The sequence below is a fragment of the Bacillus sp. MT94 genome (genome assembly GCF_058792475.1).
Map to the genome: position 1 here is coordinate 829,674 of NZ_JBXAEZ010000001.1, position 20,155 is coordinate 849,828.

Annotated in this window: 19 protein-coding genes and 3 pseudogenes; 19 read left to right on the forward strand and 3 right to left on the reverse strand. The window is 35.1% G+C overall.

Annotation, left to right across the window (positions count from 1 at the left end):
- The first annotated feature begins 119 nt into the window (after nt 1-119).
- The 9 genes and pseudogenes from AC1Q51_RS03935 to AC1Q51_RS03975 all read left to right on the forward strand — a co-directional run bounded on the left by AC1Q51_RS03935 (nt 120) and on the right by AC1Q51_RS03975 (nt 8,545).
- Nucleotides 120-2,252 (forward strand): peptidoglycan D,D-transpeptidase FtsI family protein, encoded by a 2,133-nt coding sequence (locus tag AC1Q51_RS03935; RefSeq protein ID WP_327641181.1) that lies wholly within the window; start codon nt 120-122, stop codon nt 2,250-2,252.
- Nucleotides 2,253-2,469: 217 nt separating this feature from the next.
- Nucleotides 2,470-3,396 (forward strand): class A beta-lactamase Bla1, encoded by a 927-nt coding sequence (bla, locus tag AC1Q51_RS03940; RefSeq protein ID WP_139213245.1) that lies wholly within the window; start codon nt 2,470-2,472, stop codon nt 3,394-3,396.
- 155 nt (nt 3,397-3,551) lie between these two features.
- Complete coding sequence (locus AC1Q51_RS03945; protein WP_025118371.1) at nt 3,552-4,112, forward strand: GNAT family N-acetyltransferase; 561 nt, start codon at nt 3,552-3,554, stop codon at nt 4,110-4,112.
- Between the two features lie 18 nt (nt 4,113-4,130).
- A pseudogene (locus AC1Q51_RS03950) lies at nt 4,131-4,232 on the forward strand (DUF2179 domain-containing protein); the annotation flags it as partial.
- Nucleotides 4,233-4,628: 396 nt separating this feature from the next.
- The gene (locus AC1Q51_RS03955; RefSeq protein WP_053564455.1) at nt 4,629-5,471 is read left to right on the forward strand and encodes a metallophosphoesterase; all 843 of its coding nucleotides are present in this window, start codon (nt 4,629-4,631) and stop codon (nt 5,469-5,471) included.
- Between the two features lie 214 nt (nt 5,472-5,685).
- Nucleotides 5,686-5,937, forward strand: a complete 252-nt coding sequence (locus tag AC1Q51_RS03960) for a hypothetical protein (protein WP_000548621.1) — start codon at nt 5,686-5,688, stop codon at nt 5,935-5,937.
- Between the two features lie 188 nt (nt 5,938-6,125).
- On the forward strand, nt 6,126-6,851 hold the full coding sequence (locus tag AC1Q51_RS03965) for an ABC transporter ATP-binding protein (protein ID WP_001187075.1): 726 nt from the start codon (nt 6,126-6,128) through the stop codon (nt 6,849-6,851).
- Nucleotides 6,848-7,867, forward strand: coding sequence for an ABC transporter permease (locus AC1Q51_RS03970; protein ID WP_353812352.1), 1,020 nt, complete (start codon nt 6,848-6,850; stop codon nt 7,865-7,867). The genes AC1Q51_RS03965 and AC1Q51_RS03970 overlap by 4 nt, the downstream gene beginning before the upstream one ends.
- Before the next feature lie 24 nt (nt 7,868-7,891).
- Nucleotides 7,892-8,545, forward strand: coding sequence for a TetR/AcrR family transcriptional regulator (locus AC1Q51_RS03975; protein WP_016512809.1), 654 nt, complete (start codon nt 7,892-7,894; stop codon nt 8,543-8,545).
- Nucleotides 8,546-8,666: 121 nt separating this feature from the next.
- Here AC1Q51_RS03975 and AC1Q51_RS03980 read toward each other — a convergent pair whose 3' ends face one another.
- Entirely contained in the window at nt 8,667-8,966 is a 300-nt protein-coding gene (locus AC1Q51_RS03980; protein ID WP_061660872.1) for a WGxxGxxG family protein, read from the reverse strand.
- 233 nt (nt 8,967-9,199) lie between these two features.
- Here AC1Q51_RS03980 and AC1Q51_RS03985 point away from each other — a divergent pair, with 233 nt between their 5' ends.
- From AC1Q51_RS03985 to AC1Q51_RS04030, 10 genes are all read left to right on the forward strand, one after another.
- Nucleotides 9,200-10,168, forward strand: coding sequence for a YbgA family protein (locus AC1Q51_RS03985; protein WP_001248644.1), 969 nt, complete (start codon nt 9,200-9,202; stop codon nt 10,166-10,168).
- A 216-nt stretch (nt 10,169-10,384) separates the two neighbouring features.
- Nucleotides 10,385-11,530 (forward strand): acyl-CoA dehydrogenase, encoded by a 1,146-nt coding sequence (locus tag AC1Q51_RS03990; protein WP_000397279.1) that lies wholly within the window; start codon nt 10,385-10,387, stop codon nt 11,528-11,530.
- Between the two features lie 15 nt (nt 11,531-11,545).
- On the forward strand, nt 11,546-12,883 hold the full coding sequence (locus AC1Q51_RS03995) for an acetyl-CoA carboxylase biotin carboxylase subunit (RefSeq protein WP_000486742.1): 1,338 nt from the start codon (nt 11,546-11,548) through the stop codon (nt 12,881-12,883).
- Between the two features lie 26 nt (nt 12,884-12,909).
- On the forward strand, nt 12,910-13,125 hold the full coding sequence (locus AC1Q51_RS04000) for an acetyl-CoA carboxylase biotin carboxyl carrier protein subunit (RefSeq protein WP_001987345.1): 216 nt from the start codon (nt 12,910-12,912) through the stop codon (nt 13,123-13,125).
- 21 nt (nt 13,126-13,146) lie between these two features.
- Nucleotides 13,147-14,058: a hydroxymethylglutaryl-CoA lyase gene (gene mvaB, locus AC1Q51_RS04005; protein ID WP_000775435.1), complete on the forward strand. Its 912-nt coding sequence runs from the start codon at nt 13,147-13,149 to the stop codon at nt 14,056-14,058.
- A 4-nt stretch (nt 14,059-14,062) separates the two neighbouring features.
- Nucleotides 14,063-14,851, forward strand: a complete 789-nt coding sequence (locus AC1Q51_RS04010; protein WP_000939814.1) for an enoyl-CoA hydratase — start codon at nt 14,063-14,065, stop codon at nt 14,849-14,851.
- A 2-nt stretch (nt 14,852-14,853) separates the two neighbouring features.
- A complete protein-coding gene (locus AC1Q51_RS04015) occupies nt 14,854-16,395 on the forward strand; it encodes an acyl-CoA carboxylase subunit beta (RefSeq protein ID WP_000886744.1) in 1,542 nt (513 codons plus the stop codon).
- A 49-nt stretch (nt 16,396-16,444) separates the two neighbouring features.
- Nucleotides 16,445-18,385: an AMP-binding protein gene (locus AC1Q51_RS04020; RefSeq protein WP_492331385.1), complete on the forward strand. Its 1,941-nt coding sequence runs from the start codon at nt 16,445-16,447 to the stop codon at nt 18,383-18,385.
- A 335-nt stretch (nt 18,386-18,720) separates the two neighbouring features.
- Complete coding sequence (locus tag AC1Q51_RS04025; protein ID WP_000236250.1) at nt 18,721-18,936, forward strand: hypothetical protein; 216 nt, start codon at nt 18,721-18,723, stop codon at nt 18,934-18,936.
- 30 nt (nt 18,937-18,966) lie between these two features.
- Nucleotides 18,967-19,266, forward strand: coding sequence for a hypothetical protein (locus AC1Q51_RS04030; protein WP_492331386.1), 300 nt, complete (start codon nt 18,967-18,969; stop codon nt 19,264-19,266).
- A 17-nt stretch (nt 19,267-19,283) separates the two neighbouring features.
- Here the strand turns inward: AC1Q51_RS04030 and AC1Q51_RS04035 are convergent.
- Nucleotides 19,284-19,340 (reverse strand): annotated as a pseudogene (locus tag AC1Q51_RS04035) (exosporium leader peptide-containing protein); the annotation flags it as partial.
- Nucleotides 19,341-19,537: 197 nt separating this feature from the next.
- Nucleotides 19,538-19,907: pseudogene (locus AC1Q51_RS04040) on the reverse strand (FtsB family cell division protein).
- Nucleotides 19,908-20,155 lie beyond the last annotated feature (248 nt).

Genomic DNA, 20,155 nt, shown 5'->3' on the forward strand with positions numbered 1-20,155 from the left:
TGCTTACAAGGATTAAGCAAAAAATTGAGTCAATATTTATAACCGATTATCGGTATCTAATATATAAGGAATGCTTTTAGTATTTGTAGCAATTTCTGAAAGGGTTAAATGGAGGATTTATGAAAGAACAAAAAGGCAAGAAGCAGAAGACATATATATCTATTCGATTAAATATAATGTTCCTTTGCATATTTGTACTATTCTCAGCTATTATTATGCAGCTAGGAAAGGTACAAATCGTTGAGGGAGAGGCTTATAAGAACCAAGTGGAAAGTAGTCAAAATGCAATAACTAGTATTCCAGTTCCACGTGGACAAATTTTAGATCGAGAAGGGAAAACAGTTGTTAATAATAAATCTCTTCGCACAATTACGTATACAAGGGTGAAGGGAATTACGAGTGAAGATATTTTAAGAACAGCAAAAGACTTGGCGAAAGTACTTGAAATGCCTGAACAAGATATAAATAAATTAACAGATATCGATAAAAAAGATTTTTGGATGCAGTTGAATTCGAAACGTGCGGAGACAAAGATTACTAAGAAAGATATAGAAAAGTTTAAAGAAAAGGGTATAGAGGGAAAAGAGTTAGATAAAAAAATAGAAGACTTAAGACGAGGTCGTGTTACAGAGGTAGAATTAGCAGAATTAACAGCACAAGATTTAAAGGTGTTAGCTATTAAAAGTAAAATGAGTTCAGGTTATCAACTAACACCACAAATCATTAAAAAAGATGTAACAGATGAAGAGTATGCGCGGATAAGCGAAAATCTTGCGAATTTTCCAGGAGTAGATGCAACTGTTGATTGGGAACGTAATTATGTAAACGGTAATTTATTTCGTTCTGTATTAGGAAATATTACGAGTAGTGAAGAAGGATTACCGAAAGAAAATTTAGATTCTTATTTAGTACGTGGATATAACCGTAATGATCGTGTTGGAAAAAGTTATATTGAACAACGATATGAAGATGTATTACACGGCACAAAAGAAGAAGTGAAAAATATTACTGATAAATCAGGAAACATTGTTAGCACAGAAATAATCTCTAAAGGAAAAAGTGGTAATAGTTTAACATTAACGATTGATATGGAATTACAAAAGAAAGTGGAAGAAAGTATAGAGAAAAACTTGAGAGCTTTTAAGAGTTCAGAGCCACTGCTCGATCGAGCTTTTGTTGTCATGACGAATCCAAATAACGGACAAATTTTATCAATGGCAGGCAAAAAGATTGTAGAAAAAGAAGGGAAAATAGAAGTTGAGGATTTGGCATTAGGAAACATGACAACTTCGTATGAGCTAGGGTCAGCTGTAAAAGGTGCTACTTTATTAACTGGATATGAGACAGGCGCAATACATCCAGGAGATCAATTTTATGACGCGCCGATGAAATTTAAAGGTACACAAGCTAAGAAATCGTGGAATGTATCCGGATTTGGTAATATTAATGATTTACGGGCTTTACAAGTATCTTCGAATGTATACATGTTCCAGACAGCTTTAAAAATTGCGGGAGTTAATTACGTACCAAATGGCTCATTGGATATTAAACAAGGAGCATTTGATACGATGCGCTATTATTTCAAGCAATTTGGTTTAGGTGTCCCAACAGGTATTGATTTACCGAATGAAATAATTGGACAAACGAGAAAAGTAGATAGTCAACCTGGGTTTTTACTAGATTTTTCTATCGGTCAGTATGATACGTATACGCCGTTGCAATTAGCGCAATATATTTCAACGATTGCGAATGGTGGTTATAGAATGCAACCTCAAATTGTACAAGAAATACGAGAACAATCAATAAAAGAAGAGGTTGGCAAAGTTATACGTTCCATAGAGCCTGTCGTATTAAATCGAATTGATATGAAGAAAGAACATATTGATCGGATAAAAGAAGGGTTTAGATGGGTATTCCAAGAAGGTGATGGAACTGGCGTGAAATATTTCAAAAACGCGCCATATAAACCAGCAGGAAAGACAGGAACAGCCCAAACTGTATATGGTGGAGATGACCCGATTGGTAGAAATGCAAAAGGAGAACGTATGGAATGTTACAACTTAACGTTAGTTGGATATGCTCCATATGATAATCCAGAAGTAGCATTTTCCGTAGTAGTTCCATGGCTTCATGATGATAAAAATGGAATTAATTCTATAATCGGAAAGGAAGTATTAGATGTATACTTTGATTTAAAACAGCAACGTATACATGGTGAAGCTACTAGTACAGGTAGTTCTAAGCAAAATTAGAGTACTTTTCTCAGGGAAAGAACCTGTTCATATAAAGCCATTTATAAGTAAAAAAATGAAATATGAAATAGGAGATAGAGGCGTCGTAGCTACTATCTCTTATTTTGTTAATAACTCTCATACTAGCTATAATTTTTTTAGTTTATGGAACAAATTTGGTTCGGTGATTGTCTATTATGTGTACGTATAAAAAGGTGCTAAAAATTTGGAAGGAATGATGATTTTGAAAAATAAGAGGATGCTAAAAATAGGAATATGCGTTGGTATATTAGGTTTAAGTATTACAAGCCTAGAAGCTTTTACAGGAGGGGCACTGCAAGTTGAAGCGAAAGAAAAGACTGGACAAGTGAAACATAAAAATCAGGCGACGCATAAAGAGTTCTCTCAACTTGAGAAAAAATTTGATGCTCGAGTAGGTGTATATGCGATTGATACTGGTACAAATCAAACAATTTCTTATCGATCTAACGAAAGATTTGCCTTCGCATCAACCTACAAGGCTTTAGCAGCAGGAGTATTACTACAGCAAAACTCAATTGATACATTAAATGAAGTAATCACATTTACGAAAGAAGACTTAGTGGATTATTCACCTGTTACAGAGAAACATGTAGATACTGGAATGAAACTAGGAGAAATTGCTGAGGCTGCTGTTCGTTCAAGTGATAATACTGCAGGGAACATTTTATTTAATAAAATAGGCGGACCTAAAGGATATGAAAAAGCGCTTAGAAAGATGGGGGATCGGGTTACTATGTCTGATCGCTTTGAAACAGAATTAAACGAAGCTATTCCAGGAGACATTCGTGACACTAGTACAGCGAAAGCAATTGCTACGAATCTTAAAGCTTTTACGGTCGGAAATGCACTTCCAGCTGAAAAACGTAAAATTCTTACAGAGTGGATGAAAGGAAATGCTACAGGGGACAAACTTATTCGTGCAGGCGTACCAACTGACTGGGTAGTTGGAGATAAATCAGGTGCTGGCAGTTACGGAACAAGAAATGATATTGCTATCGTTTGGCCTCCAAATAGAGCACCAATTATCATCGCAATTTTATCTAGTAAAGGTGAGAAAGAGGCTAGCTATGATAATCAACTCATTGCAGAGGCAACGGAAGTTATAGTTAAGGCTCTTAAGTAATAATCTTTCAATTCTTTATGTAATATAATTAAAAATAAGAACTTGGAAAGCGATTCTTTTTAATGTGAAAAGAATCGCTTTTTTATAAGCATGTAAACTATTTATACCTATGTATTATAAAGATATAATTAATGTAGAAAAGAGGGTGAATAGTTATGGAGAATGACAATCAAGTCTTTTGGAGAACAGATTGTCTTGTTTTGAGAAGGTTTAGTATGGATGACACTAACTACTTTCATTTTTATCGTTCTAATCCAGAAGTGGCTAGATTTCAGTCATGGGTTAATTATCAATATCATGAGGCTAAAACGTTTGTAAATGAACAAGTTAAAAATAATCCTAATCTACCAGGTACTTGGTTCCAGTTCGCAATAGCTTTGGCTGAAAATAACAAAATAATTGGAGATTGTGCACTTCACACACTTGTAAATGAACCTCGCATCGTAGAAATTGGATTTACTCTTTCTCCAGAATATCAGGGGAAAGGCTATGCAACTGAAGCTGTTTGTGCCTTACTGAATTACATATTTCATTCATTACGGAAACATAAAGTGATTGCATTTTCGGACGTTCGAAATAATAAGTCTATTTCTGTACTAGAACGAGTGGGGTTGAGGAGAGAAGGTCATTTATTACAGAATTACATGCTAAAAGGGCAGTGGATTGATGAATATCAATATTCAATATTGAAGTCTGAATGGAATGACGCTACATAATTTTAAAATTTAGAAACAATGAAGGAACTTATTCATGAAATTGATGAAAATGCCTTTGTCACTGTATATGATGTTGCGGAAGTACAAGGCGGAAACTTTAAAAAGCATGATATTCATTAAGGGTATTAACTAAGTTAAATGTTTTATACATAGTTGATTATTGAAAAAGATAAAAAACTCACCACATATAGAGAGACAACTGGTATGTACTATGATGTACAACGGCAAGATACATAGAACTAAAACTAAGATATTCATACGAACTCAAAAAGCTGAAATTCCTTAACTTGGGAATTTCGGCTTTAATGTTATATGATAGAGTTACGATTAGAACAGAACCGGGCATGTTTACTTCAACAGAGTGATATAAGTTCTTCAGTTCCTAAAATTAGAAACTTGTACTTGATTATCGTAGTTAAATCGATTTCACTTTAAAAGAGAACCGTTAGATAAAAAGAATAATCTATTGAAATGTTTTTGAGAATTGTAGTATTGATGAAGATTTTAGGAGGGAATATGAGCAAGAAGATTAAAAGAAGTATATTACTTATTGCTACATTAGTAGGTTGTAGCATCTTTTTATATTTACAGAACAATTTAATAAGTATAACTGAGGTTAAAATAACCTCTAGTAAAATACCATCCTCTTTTAAAGGGTATAAAATTCTACAAATTTCAGACTTACACAATAAAAAATTTGGCGATAATCAAGATGTGTTAATTCAAAAAATAAAAAGTATAGACCCAGATATTATTGCGATTACGGGTGATTTAATTGACAGTAAATCATACGATGCAGAAGTTAGTATGCAATTAATACGAGAAATTGTAAAGAAATATCCTGTATATTTTGTGACAGGAAACCATGAACAATGGTCTGGAAAGTATAACAATTTAGAAAAAGAGTTGAAGAAATATGATGTCAATGTTTTAAGGAATGAACATGTAGGCATTCGAAAGGGTGAGCAAGAAATAAACTTGCTAGGTATTGATGATCCAGAGTTTGTTACTGGAAACCGTGATGAAGGAAATATTATAATAGATGAAATTAAAAAAGCGAAAATTGAAATGCAGCCAGATAAATATAATGTATTATTATCCCATCGGCCTGAATTTATAAAGGAATATACGAATGAGAGGTTGGATTTGGTTTTATCGGGACATGCTCATGGAGGGCAAGTTAGATTGCCATTTATCGGAGGATTAGTTGCGCCAAATCAAGGTGTTTTACCTAAATATACAGCGGGTTTATATGTAGAACAAAATACATCAATGGTAGTGAGTAGAGGATTAGGAAATAGTATCATTCCGCAAAGGATTTTGAATAGGCCAGAAATTGTAGTCGTGCAGCTAAATTAAGCTGTACGATTTTTTTATACAAAAATGAGTAAAGGGGCTTTCTGTATTTTGCAGGAGTAAACATTACAATTTTGTTAAAAATTTTCTACGTTACATAAAGTAACAAAATTTGACCCTCAGTGTTTGTTATAGTGTAAATAATCAAAAAACTTAAAATTTGTCGAGTGAAAATTGTGATAAGTAATTCATATAAAAAACTTAAAGGGGTGTACACATGCATAAAGAATATGAAATTGAAGAATACACGGCGATTGAGGAACAAATCCATTATTATTGTAAATGTTTATTAGTAAGTCATCCTGATCAAATAATAAAGTATTTAGAAAAAAGGTTAGAAAAATATGCAGAAACATTACAATATGCACATTTATATCCTGACACAGTTATTTTACCGTTACAGCAATTAGTTATCGAATATTCTTTAGACGTTGCTAGAATTCGGAAGTATATGAATTTAAAAACGTAAAGTGAAATTTATAGTTTAAATGAAACAGAGTCGACTTTAGGAAATGAAATTCTAATGTCGACTCTGTTTCATTTTTTAATATCGGTGATTGAACATACATACTAATCAACGAAGTTTGACATATAATTAAGCAAGAGTAAAATAAAAGTGAGTACTCACTCATTTTTATTGGAAAAGGAGGATGAAACGTGCAACAACCTTCAATTATTTTACGGACTGTATCAAAAAGTTTTGGAAAAAAAGAAGTGTTACACAATCTTTCATTGCAAGTTGAAAAAGCAGAGATTTTTGGTTTTGTTGGACCTTCTGGATCGGGGAAAACAACGCTCATTAAAATGATTGCAGGTATTAATGAGGCAACGAAAGGTGAAGTGCTTGTTAATAATACTAATATGCCTAATTTAAATGAAATGAAACGAATTGGTTATATGGCCCAGGCGGATGCATTATATGAAGAATTGTCAGCATATGAAAATGCAGATTTTATAGCAACGATGTATGGATTAAAGGGAAAAAGTAAAAAGACAAGAATTGCAGAGGTTTTTGAACTTGTACAATTGTCACAGTATATGAAAAAGCAAGTACAACAATTTTCAGGTGGAATGAAAAAACGCTTATCATTAGCAATAGCACTCCTCCATGAACCAGAAATATTAATTTTAGATGAGCCTACAGTGGGGATAGATCCGCTTCTTAGGAAAACGATTTGGGAAAAATTTTATGATCTTAAAAAGAAAGGCACAACGATTATTGTAACGACGCACATTATGGATGAAGCTGAATTTTGTGAGCGTCTAGGATTAATTAGAGAAGGGAAACTAGTTGCGGTTGGAACAACTGAAGAATTGAAAAAACGCGTGTCATCTGGACGGATTGAAGATGTCTTTTTGTTGGAAGAGGTGGTGTCATCATGAGAGTTACTGGTGTAATCATTCGTATTATTCGCCAATTTTTTCGAGATAAGCGTTCGTTAGCGATGATGTTTGGGGCACCAATGTTATTACTTTGGCTATTATCGCTAGTGTTTACACAAAAAGACTATATACCGCAAATTGCTGTTGTTGATATGCCCGCTCAAATAGTAAAAGTGATGAAAAATCAAGAAGCGTCAATTTATGAATACAGTAAAGAAAACGCGATTTCTGAGTTAGAAAAACAAAAGGTAGATGCAATACTTCAAATAGAGAATGGAAAAATGAAACTTCTGTTGGAAGGTAGTGATTCTTCAAAAAATCGTGCTGTACTTCAAGTATTGCAAAAAAGCACAGAGAAGAATGATGTATCGATTATGAAACCTGAAGTAAATTTTTTACATGGCTCTAAAGACTTTACGATGTTTGATGGGCTTGGTCCTGTATTAATTGGTTTCTTTACATTTTTCTTTGTATTTATATTATCAGGTGTATCCTTCGTAAGAGAACGTTTAAGTGGTACGCTAGAAAGGTTATTATCCACCCCAATAAGAAGATGGGAAATAGTCGCAGGTTATATTATTGGTTTTGGAATCTTTGCCTTTATACAATCCATTATTATCGTAAGTTTTTCCGTTTATATTTTAGATTTATACGTAGCTGGCTCTATATGGCTAACGCTACTTATTACATGTATGCTCTCTTTAACTGCACTAACATTAGGTACGTTTTTATCGGCATACGCAAATAATGAATTTCAAATGATTCAATTTATACCGCTTGTTATTGTGCCACAAATCTTCTTTTCTGGATTGTTTCCAATGGAATCTATGAACAAGTGGCTACAAATGTTAGGGAAAGTATTTCCACTCACATACGGCGCTGACGCAATGAGACAAGTGATGATTCGGAATCAAGGGTTTACAGAGATTGCATTAGATCTTACTGTATTATTACTTTTTTCAATATTATTTGCAGTAGGAAATGTATTTGCTTTAAAGAAACATCGCAAAATATAATAATGACAAAAAGGAGCTTTATAAATGCAGAAGGATTGGCTGGAGGAATTAATAGCTGCAACTAATACGGATAAAAGAAATGAACGTCAAATGCGAATATTAGAGGCGGCTGTTGATATGTTTGGAGAAAAAGGATACGCTTCAACTTCAACAAGTGAAATTGCAAAACGGGCTGGTGTAGCGGAAGGAACAATCTTCCGCTACTATAAGACGAAAAAAGATTTATTACTAGCGGTCGTAATGCCAACTTTAACTAAGTTCGCTGCACCATTTTTCGTACAAACCTTTGCAAAAGAAATATTTAAATCGGAGTATGAATCATATGAAAGACTTTTAAGGGTTGTAATTCATAATAGGTTTAAATTTGCTCAAAAACACTTTCCTATGATAAAAATATTAATTCAAGAGGTGCCATTCCAACCAGAACTGAAAAATGAAATACAGCAATTAGTAGAAACAGAACTGTTTTCACATTTCAAAAAGTTGATTGTGAAATTTCAAGAAGAAGGGGAAATTATTGAGATACCACCATCTTCCGTACTACGTCTTACTTTATCAGCTGTATTAGGTTTATTATTAACACGATTTTTATTATTGCCTGAAGAAAAATGGAATGATGAAGCGGAAATTGAAAATACGATTCAATTTATATTGTATGGATTAACTCCACGATTTTAATCGTTGAAGTGTGAATTACATACATTACTTTTAAGTAAAAATAAATCGCCTTTAAAAAGGCGATTTATTTTCATTATATATTTTTGATAAATAAGTGCTTGTTTAATAAAAACATTCTAAATCAGCGTGTTTCTTTGTCTCTTCTTCTAAGACCTAATAATCCTGCTAGTCCTAATAAACCAAGCCAAGCCCAATTATTATTTTTATCACGATTATCATTTAAATCATTTGTTGTATTTATATTTCGAGTTCTTACATCATTATTAACTCTGTCTAAGTTATTGTCATTTACTCGAGTTGAAATATCAGTGTTATTAACTCTATTCATATTATTTCCATCGTATTCAGCTTGCGTAGATGTACCTAAAAACATAATAGATAGTGTTAAAACACTCAAAATAGATGATAATTTCTTTTTCATAACAATCCCTCCTTTCTTAATCATTAATTTCTCCGAAGCATGTGTGTATTATTCATTTCACAATATCTAAACCCTCATTAATAGGGCGCACATTTATAGAAAATAGAGTTGAATGATTGTTAATGTATCATTGGATTTATATTTCTCATAAAAATAACTGAATCAAACTTTGCTTAAAATGTTAATCTTAGTACAATTTATATTATACGGACTAGTAATAAGGAGGTAATAAGATGCGACAATTTGCAAAACCTACAATCGTCGTAAGTAAATGTTTAGAATTTGATGCTTGTCGTTATAATGGAGAGATGATTCCAGATGTAACAATACGAAATTTGCAGCCATTTGTTACATTTATACCTGTTTGTCCAGAAGTCGAGATTGGATTGGGGACTCCTCGTGAAACGATACGAATTGTAGAAGAAAATGGTGAGAATAGACTTGTGCAACCGTCGACACGAGAAGATGTAACTGAAAAAATGGAACAGTTTTCAAATGACTTTTTACAAACGATATCGGATGTGGATGGTTTTATTTTAAAGAATCGTTCACCAAGTTGTGGTACGCGTGATGTGAAAATTTATTCTGGTTTTGAAAAAGCGCCAGCAAAGGGAAAAGGAGCTGGCTTATTTGGCGGAGCAGTAGTAAAAAATTTTTCGTATCTTCCTATTGAAGAGGAAGGTAGATTGTCGAATTTTATTATTAGAGAGCATTTCTTTACAAGGCTATTTACAATCGCATATTACAAAATGATTAAACACAATAAAAATATGAAAGAACTTGTATCGTTTCAGTCGGATAATAAATATTTATTTATGGCATATAATCAGGTGAAACAAAAGGAATTAGGTCGTATAATTGCAAATCAAAAAAATGAAAAGATTGAAGTGGTATTTGAAAACTATGAGAAGACTTTATATGAATTATTTATGCGTGCGCCCCGTTATACATCGAATGTAAATGTATGCGAGCACATTTTTGGATATTTTAAAACAAAGTTAAAAAAACAAGAAAAAGATCATTTTATAGAACTGTTACAAAAGTATGCAGAAAAGAAAATACCACTTAGTAGTTTACTTACAATTTTAAAATCATGGGCTATTCGATTTGATGAAAAGTATTTATTAAGACAAACATATTTCGAACCATATCCTGAAGCATTAGTAGAAATTTCTGATTCCGGAAAAGGTAGAGATTATTAAACAATAAATTACATAATTCGACACAAAACCTCCTATGTTGTTGTAGAACAATGTAGGAATTTTTTTGTGCATTAGTACAGAATCTGTTTTAAAATTAAGTTATGACAGAATTATAGCAATTGTCTAACTAATATTCTTGTCTTTTAAGTTGTTATGTTTGTAGTAGAAACTCGCACGCTGTCGAAACTCAATATTCGATAAGGGGTGTGTAGCGGAATGGAATTTACTCTAACTCGCGAAAAACAAATGATTAAAGAAATGGTACGTGACTTTGCTGAAAAGGAAATCGCACCGAAAGCTGTATATTATGACAAAACTGCAGAGTTTCCATATGAAACATTTCAAAAAATGGGCGAACTAGGATTACTAGGCATCCCATTCCCAGAAGAGTATGGAGGTTCAGGTGGCGATACAGTATCGTATGCTTTAGCAGTTGAAGAAATTGGTCGCGCTTGTGGTGGCACCGGTTTAAGCTATGCTGCAACAATTTCATTAGGTGCTTCTCCAATTTATTATTTCGGTACAGAAGAACAAAAACAAAAGTATTTAGTTCCAATGGCGTCAGGTAAAACATTAGGTGCCTTCGGATTAACGGAGCCGAATGCTGGATCAGATGCAGGTGGTACTCAAACGAAAGCGGTATTAGATGGTGATGAGTATGTAATCAGTGGTGAGAAGTGTTGGATTACAAACGCAGAGTATGCAAATACAATTATTGTAACCGCTGTCAACGGTATTGAAGAGAATGGTAGAAAACGTATTTCTGCATTTATCGTGCCTACTACGAGTGAAGGATTAACGATTTCAAGTCCTTACGATAAGATGGGTGTTCGCGCTTCTAATACTTGTGAAATCGTACTTGATGGTGTTCGTGTACCGAAAGAAAATATTCTTGGTGATGTAAATAAAGGCTTTAAACAATTTTTATATACACTTGATGGAGGGCGTATTTCAATCGCTGCATTGGCAGTTGGTATTGCGCAATCAGCCTTTGAACGTGCATTACAATATGCGAAAGAACGTCAACAATTTGGAAAGTCAATCTCTAATTTTCAAGCGATTCAATTTAAATTAGCTGATATGGCGACTGAAGTAGAGCTAGCACGCAATTTAGTACATAAAGCAGCTTGGTTAAAAGATAACGATAAACCTTTCGGCAAAGAAGCGGCAATGGCAAAACTATTTGCATCGGAAGCAGCAAGCCGTATTGCGAATCAAGCAGTACAGATTCATGGTGGATATGGTTATATGCGTGAATATGAAGTTGAACGACATATTCGTGATGCGAAACTATTAGAAATTGGTGAAGGAACTTCTGAAATTCAACGTCTCGTAATTGCTAGACATTTAGGATGTAGATAAAAGGGAGGAATCACTATGTTTCAAAAAATATTAATTGCGAATCGCGGGGAAATTGCTGTTCGTATTATGAAAACTTGTCAAAAACTTGGCATACGCACTGTTGCTATTTATTCTGAAGCAGATGAAAATGCCCTTCATGTGAAGATGGCAAATGAAGCTTACTTAGTAGGTGGACCGCGTGTTCAAGAAAGTTATTTAAACCTTGAAAAAATTATTGAAATAGCTAAGAAGACAAATGCAGAAGCGATTCATCCGGGTTATGGTTTATTATCAGAGAATCCGTCTTTTCCGGTTCGTTGCAAAGAAGAAGGAATCGTATTTATCGGTCCTTCAGAAGAAATCATTACGAAGATGGGAAGTAAAATCGAATCACGTATCGCAATGCAAGCAGCAGATGTCCCAGTAGTCCCAGGTATTACTACAAATATTGAAACTGCTGAAGAAGCAATTGAAATTGCAAAACAAATTGGTTATCCCTTAATGCTTAAGGCATCCGCAGGCGGCGGAGGCATTGGTATGCAGTTGATGGAAACTGAGCAAACGCTCACCAAAGCGTTTGAAAGTAATAAAACAAGAGCGCAAAACTTCTTTGGTAACGGAGAAATGTATTTAGAGCGATATATAGCAGATGCGCATCATATTGAAATTCAGCTTTTAGCAGATACACATGGTAACACAGTGTATTTATGGGAGCGTGAATGTTCGGTACAGCGCCGAAATCAAAAAGTAATCGAAGAAGCACCTTCACCATTTTTAGATGAAGGTACACGAAAGGCGATGGGAGAAGTTGCTGTACAAGCTGCCAAAGCACTTGGCTATACAAATGCAGGTACAGTTGAGTTTCTTGTAGATGATCAGAAGAACTTCTATTTCTTAGAGATGAATACGAGATTACAAGTAGAGCATCCAGTGACAGAAGAAATTACGGGATTAGACCTTGTAGAACAGCAACTCCTTATCGCAAGTGGAGAGAAACTATCATTTACTCAGGATGATGTAAAACGTAGTGGTCATGCCATTGAAGCTCGTATTTATGCAGAGGATCCGAAAACATTCTTCCCATCACCTGGGAAAATTACAGATTTAACATTACCGTCAAATGTACGGATTGATCACTTCTTAGAAAATCATGTAACGATTACACCTTTCTATGATCCAATGATTGCGAAAGTCATTGCACATGGCGAGACTCGTGAAGAAGCAATTTCGAAATTACATGATGCTCTAGAAGAATTAAAAGTAGAAGGTATTAAAACGAACACGCCAATGCTACTGCAAGTTTTGGAAGACGAAGTGTTCAAAGAGGGTATTTATACAACGGGGTTTGTAACGAAACAACTCGTTAAAAAATAAGATTTAACAATATTAAGGGGGAAAAAATGATGACGAAAGTATACGCATCGATGGCAGGAAACGTTTGGAAGATTGTTGTAGGAGTAGGAGATACAGTAGAGGAAGAGCAGGATGTCGTCATTTTGGAATCTATGAAAATGGAAATTCCAATCATTTCAGAAGAAGCTGGCACAGTTATGAAAATTAATGTGCAAGAAGGCGATTTTGTAAATGAAGGAGATGTATTATTAGAAATTGAATAGGGAGATATAGGGGGAAGCGAATTGAAACTACCTAATTTTGCTGTCATTAAAGAAGTCGGGCCACGTGATGGCTTACAAAATGAAAAAAAGATTGTTGGCACAAAAGATAAAGTAAAATGGATTCAACTACTTACAGAAGCAGGATTGTCGTATGTTGAAGTTTCCTCATTCGTTCACCCAAAATGGGTCCCTGCATTAGCAGATGCAAATGATGTATTTTCTGAGCTGAAAAGGGATCCAAATGTTACATATGCTGCGCTTGTTCCGAATCAAAATGGTTTGGAACGAGCTTTTTTGCAAAATGTAGATGAGGTGAATGTTTTTTTATCAGCAAGTGAATCTCATAATAAAAGTAATATTAATAAATCGATTAAAGAAGCATTAGTTGTAATTGAAGATATAACAAAACAGGCATTATTCGAAGGGAAAAAGGTAAGAGGCTATGTTTCTACTGTATTTGGATGTCCTTATGAAGGGGATATAAGTGTCACAGCAGTTGACGAATTATGTAATCAACTATTTTCATACGGCATTTATGAAGTTTCTCTTGGGGATACAATCGGTGTAGCAAATCCATTACAAGTAGAACAAGTATTAGAACATCTATTAAAGAAGTATGATGCTTCGCAGTTTGCAATGCATTTTCATAATACGTATGGAATGGCTCTAGCGAATGTAGTTAAATCATTAGAATACGGTATTAAAACGTTTGATAGTTCTTGTGGTGGACTCGGGGGCTGCCCTTATGCACCAGGAGCATCAGGTAATGTTGCTACTGATGACCTAGTACATATGCTCCATAAGTTAGGAGTCCAAACGAATATTGATGAAGAGAAGTTATTGAGAGCAAGTCAATTTATTCAAAGTAAATTAAATATCCAATTACCGAGTCATGTGTATAGAGCGCTTCAACATAAAACGATAAGTAGGTGAGAAGATGCTACAATTACAAAACATTTCAGTTGATTATGTAACACCTCACGTTGTAAAGATTTCGTTATATCGTGAAAGACAAGCAAACTCATTATCTTTAGCATTATTAGATGAATTACAAACTATATTAACTCAAATAAGTGAAGATTCAAACGTGCGTGTAGTTATTTTGACTGGTGCTGGTGAAAAAGCATTTTGTGCTGGTGCAGATTTAAAAGAGCGTGCCGATATGAATGAAGAACAAGTTCGCCATGCTGTTAGTATGATTCGCACTACTATGGAGATGGTTGAACAATTACCACAGCCAGTTATTGCTGCTATAAATGGAATTGCACTTGGTGGTGGTACGGAATTAAGTTTAGCTTGTGATTTTAGAATTGCTGCTGAATCTGCAAGTCTTGGTCTTACTGAAACGACACTTGCAATTATACCAGGAGCAGGTGGTACACAGCGCTTACCGAGATTAATTGGTGTTGGTAGAGCGAAAGAATTAATTTATACAGGTAGACGTATTTCAGCGCAAGAAGCAAAAGAATACGGTTTAGTAGAATTTGTTGTACCAGCTAATTTACTTGAAGAGAAAGCGATTGAAATAGCAGAGAAAATTGCTAGTAATGGACCGATTGCTGTTCGATTAGCAAAAGAGGCAATTTCAAATGGTATTCAAGTTGATTTACATACCGGATTACAAATGGAAAAACAAGCGTATGAAGGTGTAATCCATACGAAAGATCGAATAGAAGGATTACAGGCATTCAAAGAAAAACGCAAACCGATGTATAAGGGGGAGTAAATATGTTAGACCAAAAACAACAATCTAATTCATTTGAAGAACGAGTTGAAACAATTAAACAAGGCGGGGCACCGAAATATCATGAGCAAAATAAAGCAAAAGGAAAATTATTTGTTCGAGATCGTTTAGCGCTTCTATTTGATAATGGCGAATATGTAGAAGATGCATTATTTGCTAACTGTGAACAAACAGGCTTACCTGCGGATGGCGTTGTAACGGCAACGGGTAAAATACATGGTCGTACTGCGTGTGTAATGGCCAATGATTCTACTGTAAAAGCTGGATCATGGGGATCACGCACAGTTGAAAAGATTTTACGTATTCAAGAAACAGCTGAAAAACTACGTGTTCCGTTATTTTATTTAGTCGACTCTGCTGGAGCACGTATTACAGATCAAGTAGAAATGTTCCCAGGGCGCCGCGGTGCAGGAAGAATCTTCTATAATCAAGTGAAGTTATCAGGTAAAGTTCCTCAAGTATGCTTGTTATTTGGACCTTCTGCAGCTGGTGGTGCGTATATTCCAGCCTTTTGTGACGTTGTAATGATGGTAGAAGGAAATGCATCTATGTATTTAGGATCTCCTCGTATGGCTGAGATGGTTATCGGTGAGAAGGTAACTTTAGAAGAGATGGGCGGAGCTCGTATGCATTGCTCTGTATCAGGATGCGGAGATGTTTTATGTAAGACAGAAGAAGATGCGATTACACAAGCAAGGCAATACATTTCATATTTTCCAAATAACTACTTAGAAAAGACTCCATTGGTTACACCCCAAGAACCGAAACAATTCGATAAAACGTTAGAACAAATCATTCCAGAAAATCAAAATGCTCCTTTCAATATGAAAGATCTCATTAATAGAGTTATTGATGAAGGTTCATTCTATGAAGTAAAAAAATTATTTGCTCAAGAGCTAATTACAGGCTTAGCACGTATTGATGGTAAGCCAGTTGGTATTATTGCAAATCAGCCGCGTATGAAGGGCGGCGTATTATTCCATGATTCAGCTGATAAAGCTGCTAAGTTTATTAATTTATGCGACGCATATCATATTCCATTATTATTCCTTGCGGATGTACCAGGATTTATGATCGGTACAAAAGTAGAGCGTGCTGGTATTATTCGCCACGGTGCAAAAATGATTTCTGCAATGAGTGAAGCAACTGTACCGAAGATTTCTATCGTTGTTCGTAAAGCATATGGTGCTGGTTTATATGCGATGGCAGGTCCAGCATTTGAACCAGATTGCTGCCTGGCATTACCGACAGCCTCTATTGCGGTAATGGGTCCAGAAGCTGCGGTCAATGCTGTATATGCAAATAAAATTGCAGCTTTACCAGAAGAAGAGCGTGCTAGCTTCATTGCTGAAAAACGTGAAGAGTATAAGAAAGATATTGATATTTATCATTTAGCATCAGAGATGGTGATTGATGGTATTGTTCATCCAAACAATTTACGTGAAGAGTTAAAAGGACGTTTCGAAATGTATATGAGTAAATATCAAGTATTCACGGATCGTAAACATCCTGTATATCCAGTTTAAAAGCCCTATTTAGGGCTTTCTTGCTCAAAAAGTTAAGGAGGGGAAAACATTGAAACAAGCAGTTTGGTTTCCAACAGAAGAGTACAAGGAAAAAACACGTTTATATAGTTGGATGAAATCATTGGGATATGAAGACTATGAAACTTTTTATAATAAATCTATTGAGGAAACAGCTTGGCTTTGGGGAGAGGCAGAAAAAGCAGTTGGCTATCAATGGATGAAACCTTATACAGAAGTGTTAGATTTAGAAAATGGTACACCGTTTGCACAGTGGTATAATGGCGGAACATGTAACGTTGTAGAATCAGCTTTATCCCGCTGGCTTGCGGATGAAGAGACAAGAATACAGCCAGCACTTCAGTACGAAGGAGAAAATGGAACTTCAAAATCATTTACATATGAAGAGCTTGATAACTGGGTAAGCCGTGTTGCCAATGGTTTGAAACACGCGGGTATTGAAAAAGGTGACCGTGTAACAATTTATATGCCGATGATTCCAGAAACAGTTGTTGCGATGCTAGCTGTAATGAAAATTGGAGCAATTATTTCACCAATATTCTCAGGCTTTGCGTCTGATGCAGTTATGACACGTGTGCAAGCGGCAGGTTCAAAAATGATTATTACCGCAGATGGATTTTCACGCCGCGGTAAAATTGTTTCTTTAAAAGATGAAGTAGATAAAGCTTGTGAACATTGCCCAACTGTTGAAAAAGTTGTTATCGTTCGTCATGCAGGAAATGATTTTATACCACATAACTATGACTTTTCGTGGAATACGCTAGAAAAAGAAAAACCATTCATACATGCCGAGGAAATGCAAAGTGATGATCCATTAATGCTCATTTATACATCAGGAACGACTGGTAAGCCGAAAGGAACAGTACACACGCATGCAGGATTTCCTTTGAAAGCAGCTTTTGATGCAGGATTTGGAATGAATATTAAACAAGGTGATCGTGTATTATGGGTAACTGATATGGGCTGGATGATGGGGCCGTTTCTATTATTCGGTTCACTCATTAATGGAGCAACGATGGTTATGTACGAAGGTGTTCCAGACTTCCCAGAAGCAGACCGGTTATGGGAGACAGTTGATAAATATGAAATTACTCATCTAGGTATTTCGCCAACGTTAATCCGAGCATTAATGGCAAAAGGTGATGAGTATGTCAATAAACATTCTTTAAAGAGTTTGGAAGTATTCGCATCAACAGGAGAACCTTGGAATCCTGATCCATGGATGTGGCTGTTTGAAACAGTTGGAAAAGGAAATGTTCCAATCTGTAACTACTCAGGTGGAACTGAAATCTCTGGTGGGATTTTCGGCAATGTTCTTATTAAGCCAATCGCACCGATTAGTTTTAACGCATCTTTACCAGGAATGGCAGCTGTCGTACTGGATGATCAAGGTAAACCAATTCGAGATGAAGTCGGAGAATTATGCTTAGAGAAACCTTGGGTAGGTATGACGAAAAGCTTCTGGGAAGATGATGAACGTTACGTAAACACATATTGGTCGCGTTTTGAAAATAAATGGGTCCACGGTGACTGGGTCATTTACGATGGTGAACAATATATCATCACAGGGCGTTCAGACGATACGTTAAATATTGCAGGTAAACGTATTGGACCTGCTGAATATGAATCTATTCTTGTGAAACATAACGATGTAATCGAAGCTGCTGCAATTGGTGTACCTGACGAAGTAAAAGGTGAAGTTTGTCATTGTTTTATAGTGTTAAGAGACCATGTAACATTCACAGGGGAATTAAAGAAAGAATTAATGAGTTTAGTAAACTCTCATATTGGAAAAGCGTTGTGTCCTAAAGACATCCACGTTGTAGAAGATTTACCGAAAACACGTAATTCTAAAGTAATGCGCCGTGTTATTAAAGCAGCTTACTTAGGAAAAGAATTAGGTGATTTATCATCGCTTGTAAATCCTGAAGTAGTTCCGTTTATTCAGGGGTTACAGTCTAGTAAATTATAAAATTAGAAAGGATCTCTATATAAATAGAGCTCCTTTTTTATGTTTATAAAAAGAGAAGAAGTGAAGTTGATGAAGAAGAAAAATTCTACTATTAGTGTTAAGTATGTCTGTTTTATAGTTTTTATTAAAATACGATACTGTGGCATGTTTATTCATTGGAGTAATTAAATTTTGTTAAGGATGAAATTCAATAAAAGCGTTATTTTAATAGGCTGTTACGAAATTTAATTTGAAAGGCACATCCAAATGATAAAAAAAGAGCGCTATAAAATCAGTGCTCTTTTTATTAGAAATTGCTTAGTTCTTAAAAATAAAATCATTACGGACAATTCACAATGGTAATAATGACGCTAGCCATTGTTCCAGGAGAATCAAGAAGTGAAGCAGTAACGGTTACTGTTCCAGGCCCATTAGCGGCTAGAAATACAGCGGTAAAGTTACCTGAGGCATTGGTAATGACAGCAAGAGGAACCATGAAAGCAAGAGATGGGTTACTAAACGAAAAACTGACTACTACCCCTGGAGTAGGAATACCGTTTACTAATACTTGACCCGAAAAAAATAAAGTATTATTTCCTTGAGTGGATACACATGCTGTAGTTTCGTTAGAAGTCAAGGTAATAGATGCAGGTCCAGCAGGAAGATTAAATCCAGTTGGTCCAGTTGGTCCAGTTGGTCCAGTTGGTCCAGTTGATCCAGTTGATCCGGTTGGTCCAGTTGGTCCGGTTGATCCAGTTGGTCCAGTTGGTCCAGTTGGTCCAGTTGATCCAGTTGATCCGGTTGGTCCAGTTGGTCCGGTTGATCCGGTTGGCCCAGTCGGTCCAGTTGATCCGGTTAATCCAGTAGCTCCTGTAGAACCGGTGGGACCGGTAGGGAATTGAAAAGGTTGAACAGTTGGAAGTGTAGGTCCAATAGAACCGGGATTAAGTGCAGCAAAAGATAAAAACTCGTCCATTATTTATCACCTCTAAAAATCGTATTACTAATAGTAAATGTAATGATAGAGCAAAGTGAAACGGACAAGCGGTTTTATTTTAACAAATTAAACAAAGTAGTTATATGATAGAAAGAGAGATTAGTATGATTCCTTTAGAAATTAAATATAAAAAGGCGATTATCTTCAAATCGCCTTTTAGGTAATGCCGTGTAATTTTATTCAGTTATTTGAAATATAGTTTCATTCGGTTTGGAAAATCCATACAGTTTCCTTGCGAATTTTAAAATTTCTTCTTCACTACTTGTTAAAGCCTTGACATCCTTGTTAAGGGAATGACCATCCTTCTTTACAGAAGATAATTTTTGTTGTTTCCGTATTAAGTGTGATTTGTTTTTCTTTAATCATTTCTTGTTGGTTATTCAGAGAATATTGAAGGACAAAAATTATAGGTAATATAAAAGCCAAAGTAGTTATAATACGGCGTCTTGTTTTTTTTATACTACCTTGTTGGGTATTAGGATTCACTTGCTGTGAGGGTATATTAGGATTTGATTGGTGTGATGATACTTTTGGGATGTTTCCCATTAAAATGCCTCCATTACTGATTGTCGAATTTAAACCGTTTAATAGTATTATAAATGTTCAATAAGGATTTTAGAAGATATTTTAATATAGGTGAGTTTTGTAAAGTTTAAACAAAATCTTTATTTAAATAAAAGAAACCCCGCTTGTCTCTGGGGTTTCTGAAGGCAATGAAAGTACTCGACTAATTAAAGATTCCATGAATTTTTTGCTGAAAATACTGGTGAATTCGTCTGAAGTAATGAGGGCAT

Bases quoted from the DNA above. Each gene is read 5' to 3' on its own strand.
- AC1Q51_RS04010 (WP_000939814.1), top strand. From the start codon at position 14,063: ATGCTACAATTACAAAACATTTCAGTTGATTATGTAACACCTCACGTT.
- AC1Q51_RS03990 (WP_000397279.1), top strand. From the start codon at position 10,385: ATGGAATTTACTCTAACTCGCGAAAAACAAATGATTAAAGAAATGGTA.
- AC1Q51_RS03935 (WP_327641181.1), top strand. From the start codon at position 120: ATGAAAGAACAAAAAGGCAAGAAGCAGAAGACATATATATCTATTCGA.
- AC1Q51_RS03995 (WP_000486742.1), top strand. From the start codon at position 11,546: ATGTTTCAAAAAATATTAATTGCGAATCGCGGGGAAATTGCTGTTCGT.
- AC1Q51_RS03975 (WP_016512809.1), top strand. From the start codon at position 7,892: ATGCAGAAGGATTGGCTGGAGGAATTAATAGCTGCAACTAATACGGAT.
- AC1Q51_RS03955 (WP_053564455.1), top strand. From the start codon at position 4,629: ATGAGCAAGAAGATTAAAAGAAGTATATTACTTATTGCTACATTAGTA.
- AC1Q51_RS04000 (WP_001987345.1), top strand. From the start codon at position 12,910: ATGATGACGAAAGTATACGCATCGATGGCAGGAAACGTTTGGAAGATT.
- AC1Q51_RS04015 (WP_000886744.1), top strand. From the start codon at position 14,854: ATGTTAGACCAAAAACAACAATCTAATTCATTTGAAGAACGAGTTGAA.
- AC1Q51_RS03945 (WP_025118371.1), top strand. From the start codon at position 3,552: ATGGAGAATGACAATCAAGTCTTTTGGAGAACAGATTGTCTTGTTTTG.
- AC1Q51_RS03985 (WP_001248644.1), top strand. From the start codon at position 9,200: ATGCGACAATTTGCAAAACCTACAATCGTCGTAAGTAAATGTTTAGAA.
- AC1Q51_RS03960 (WP_000548621.1), top strand. From the start codon at position 5,686: ATGCATAAAGAATATGAAATTGAAGAATACACGGCGATTGAGGAACAA.
- AC1Q51_RS03980 (WP_061660872.1), bottom strand. From the start codon at position 8,966: ATGAAAAAGAAATTATCATCTATTTTGAGTGTTTTAACACTATCTATT.
- AC1Q51_RS03970 (WP_353812352.1), top strand. From the start codon at position 6,848: ATGAGAGTTACTGGTGTAATCATTCGTATTATTCGCCAATTTTTTCGA.
- bla (WP_139213245.1), top strand. From the start codon at position 2,470: ATGATTTTGAAAAATAAGAGGATGCTAAAAATAGGAATATGCGTTGGT.
- AC1Q51_RS04025 (WP_000236250.1), top strand. From the start codon at position 18,721: ATGGTAATAATGACGCTAGCCATTGTTCCAGGAGAATCAAGAAGTGAA.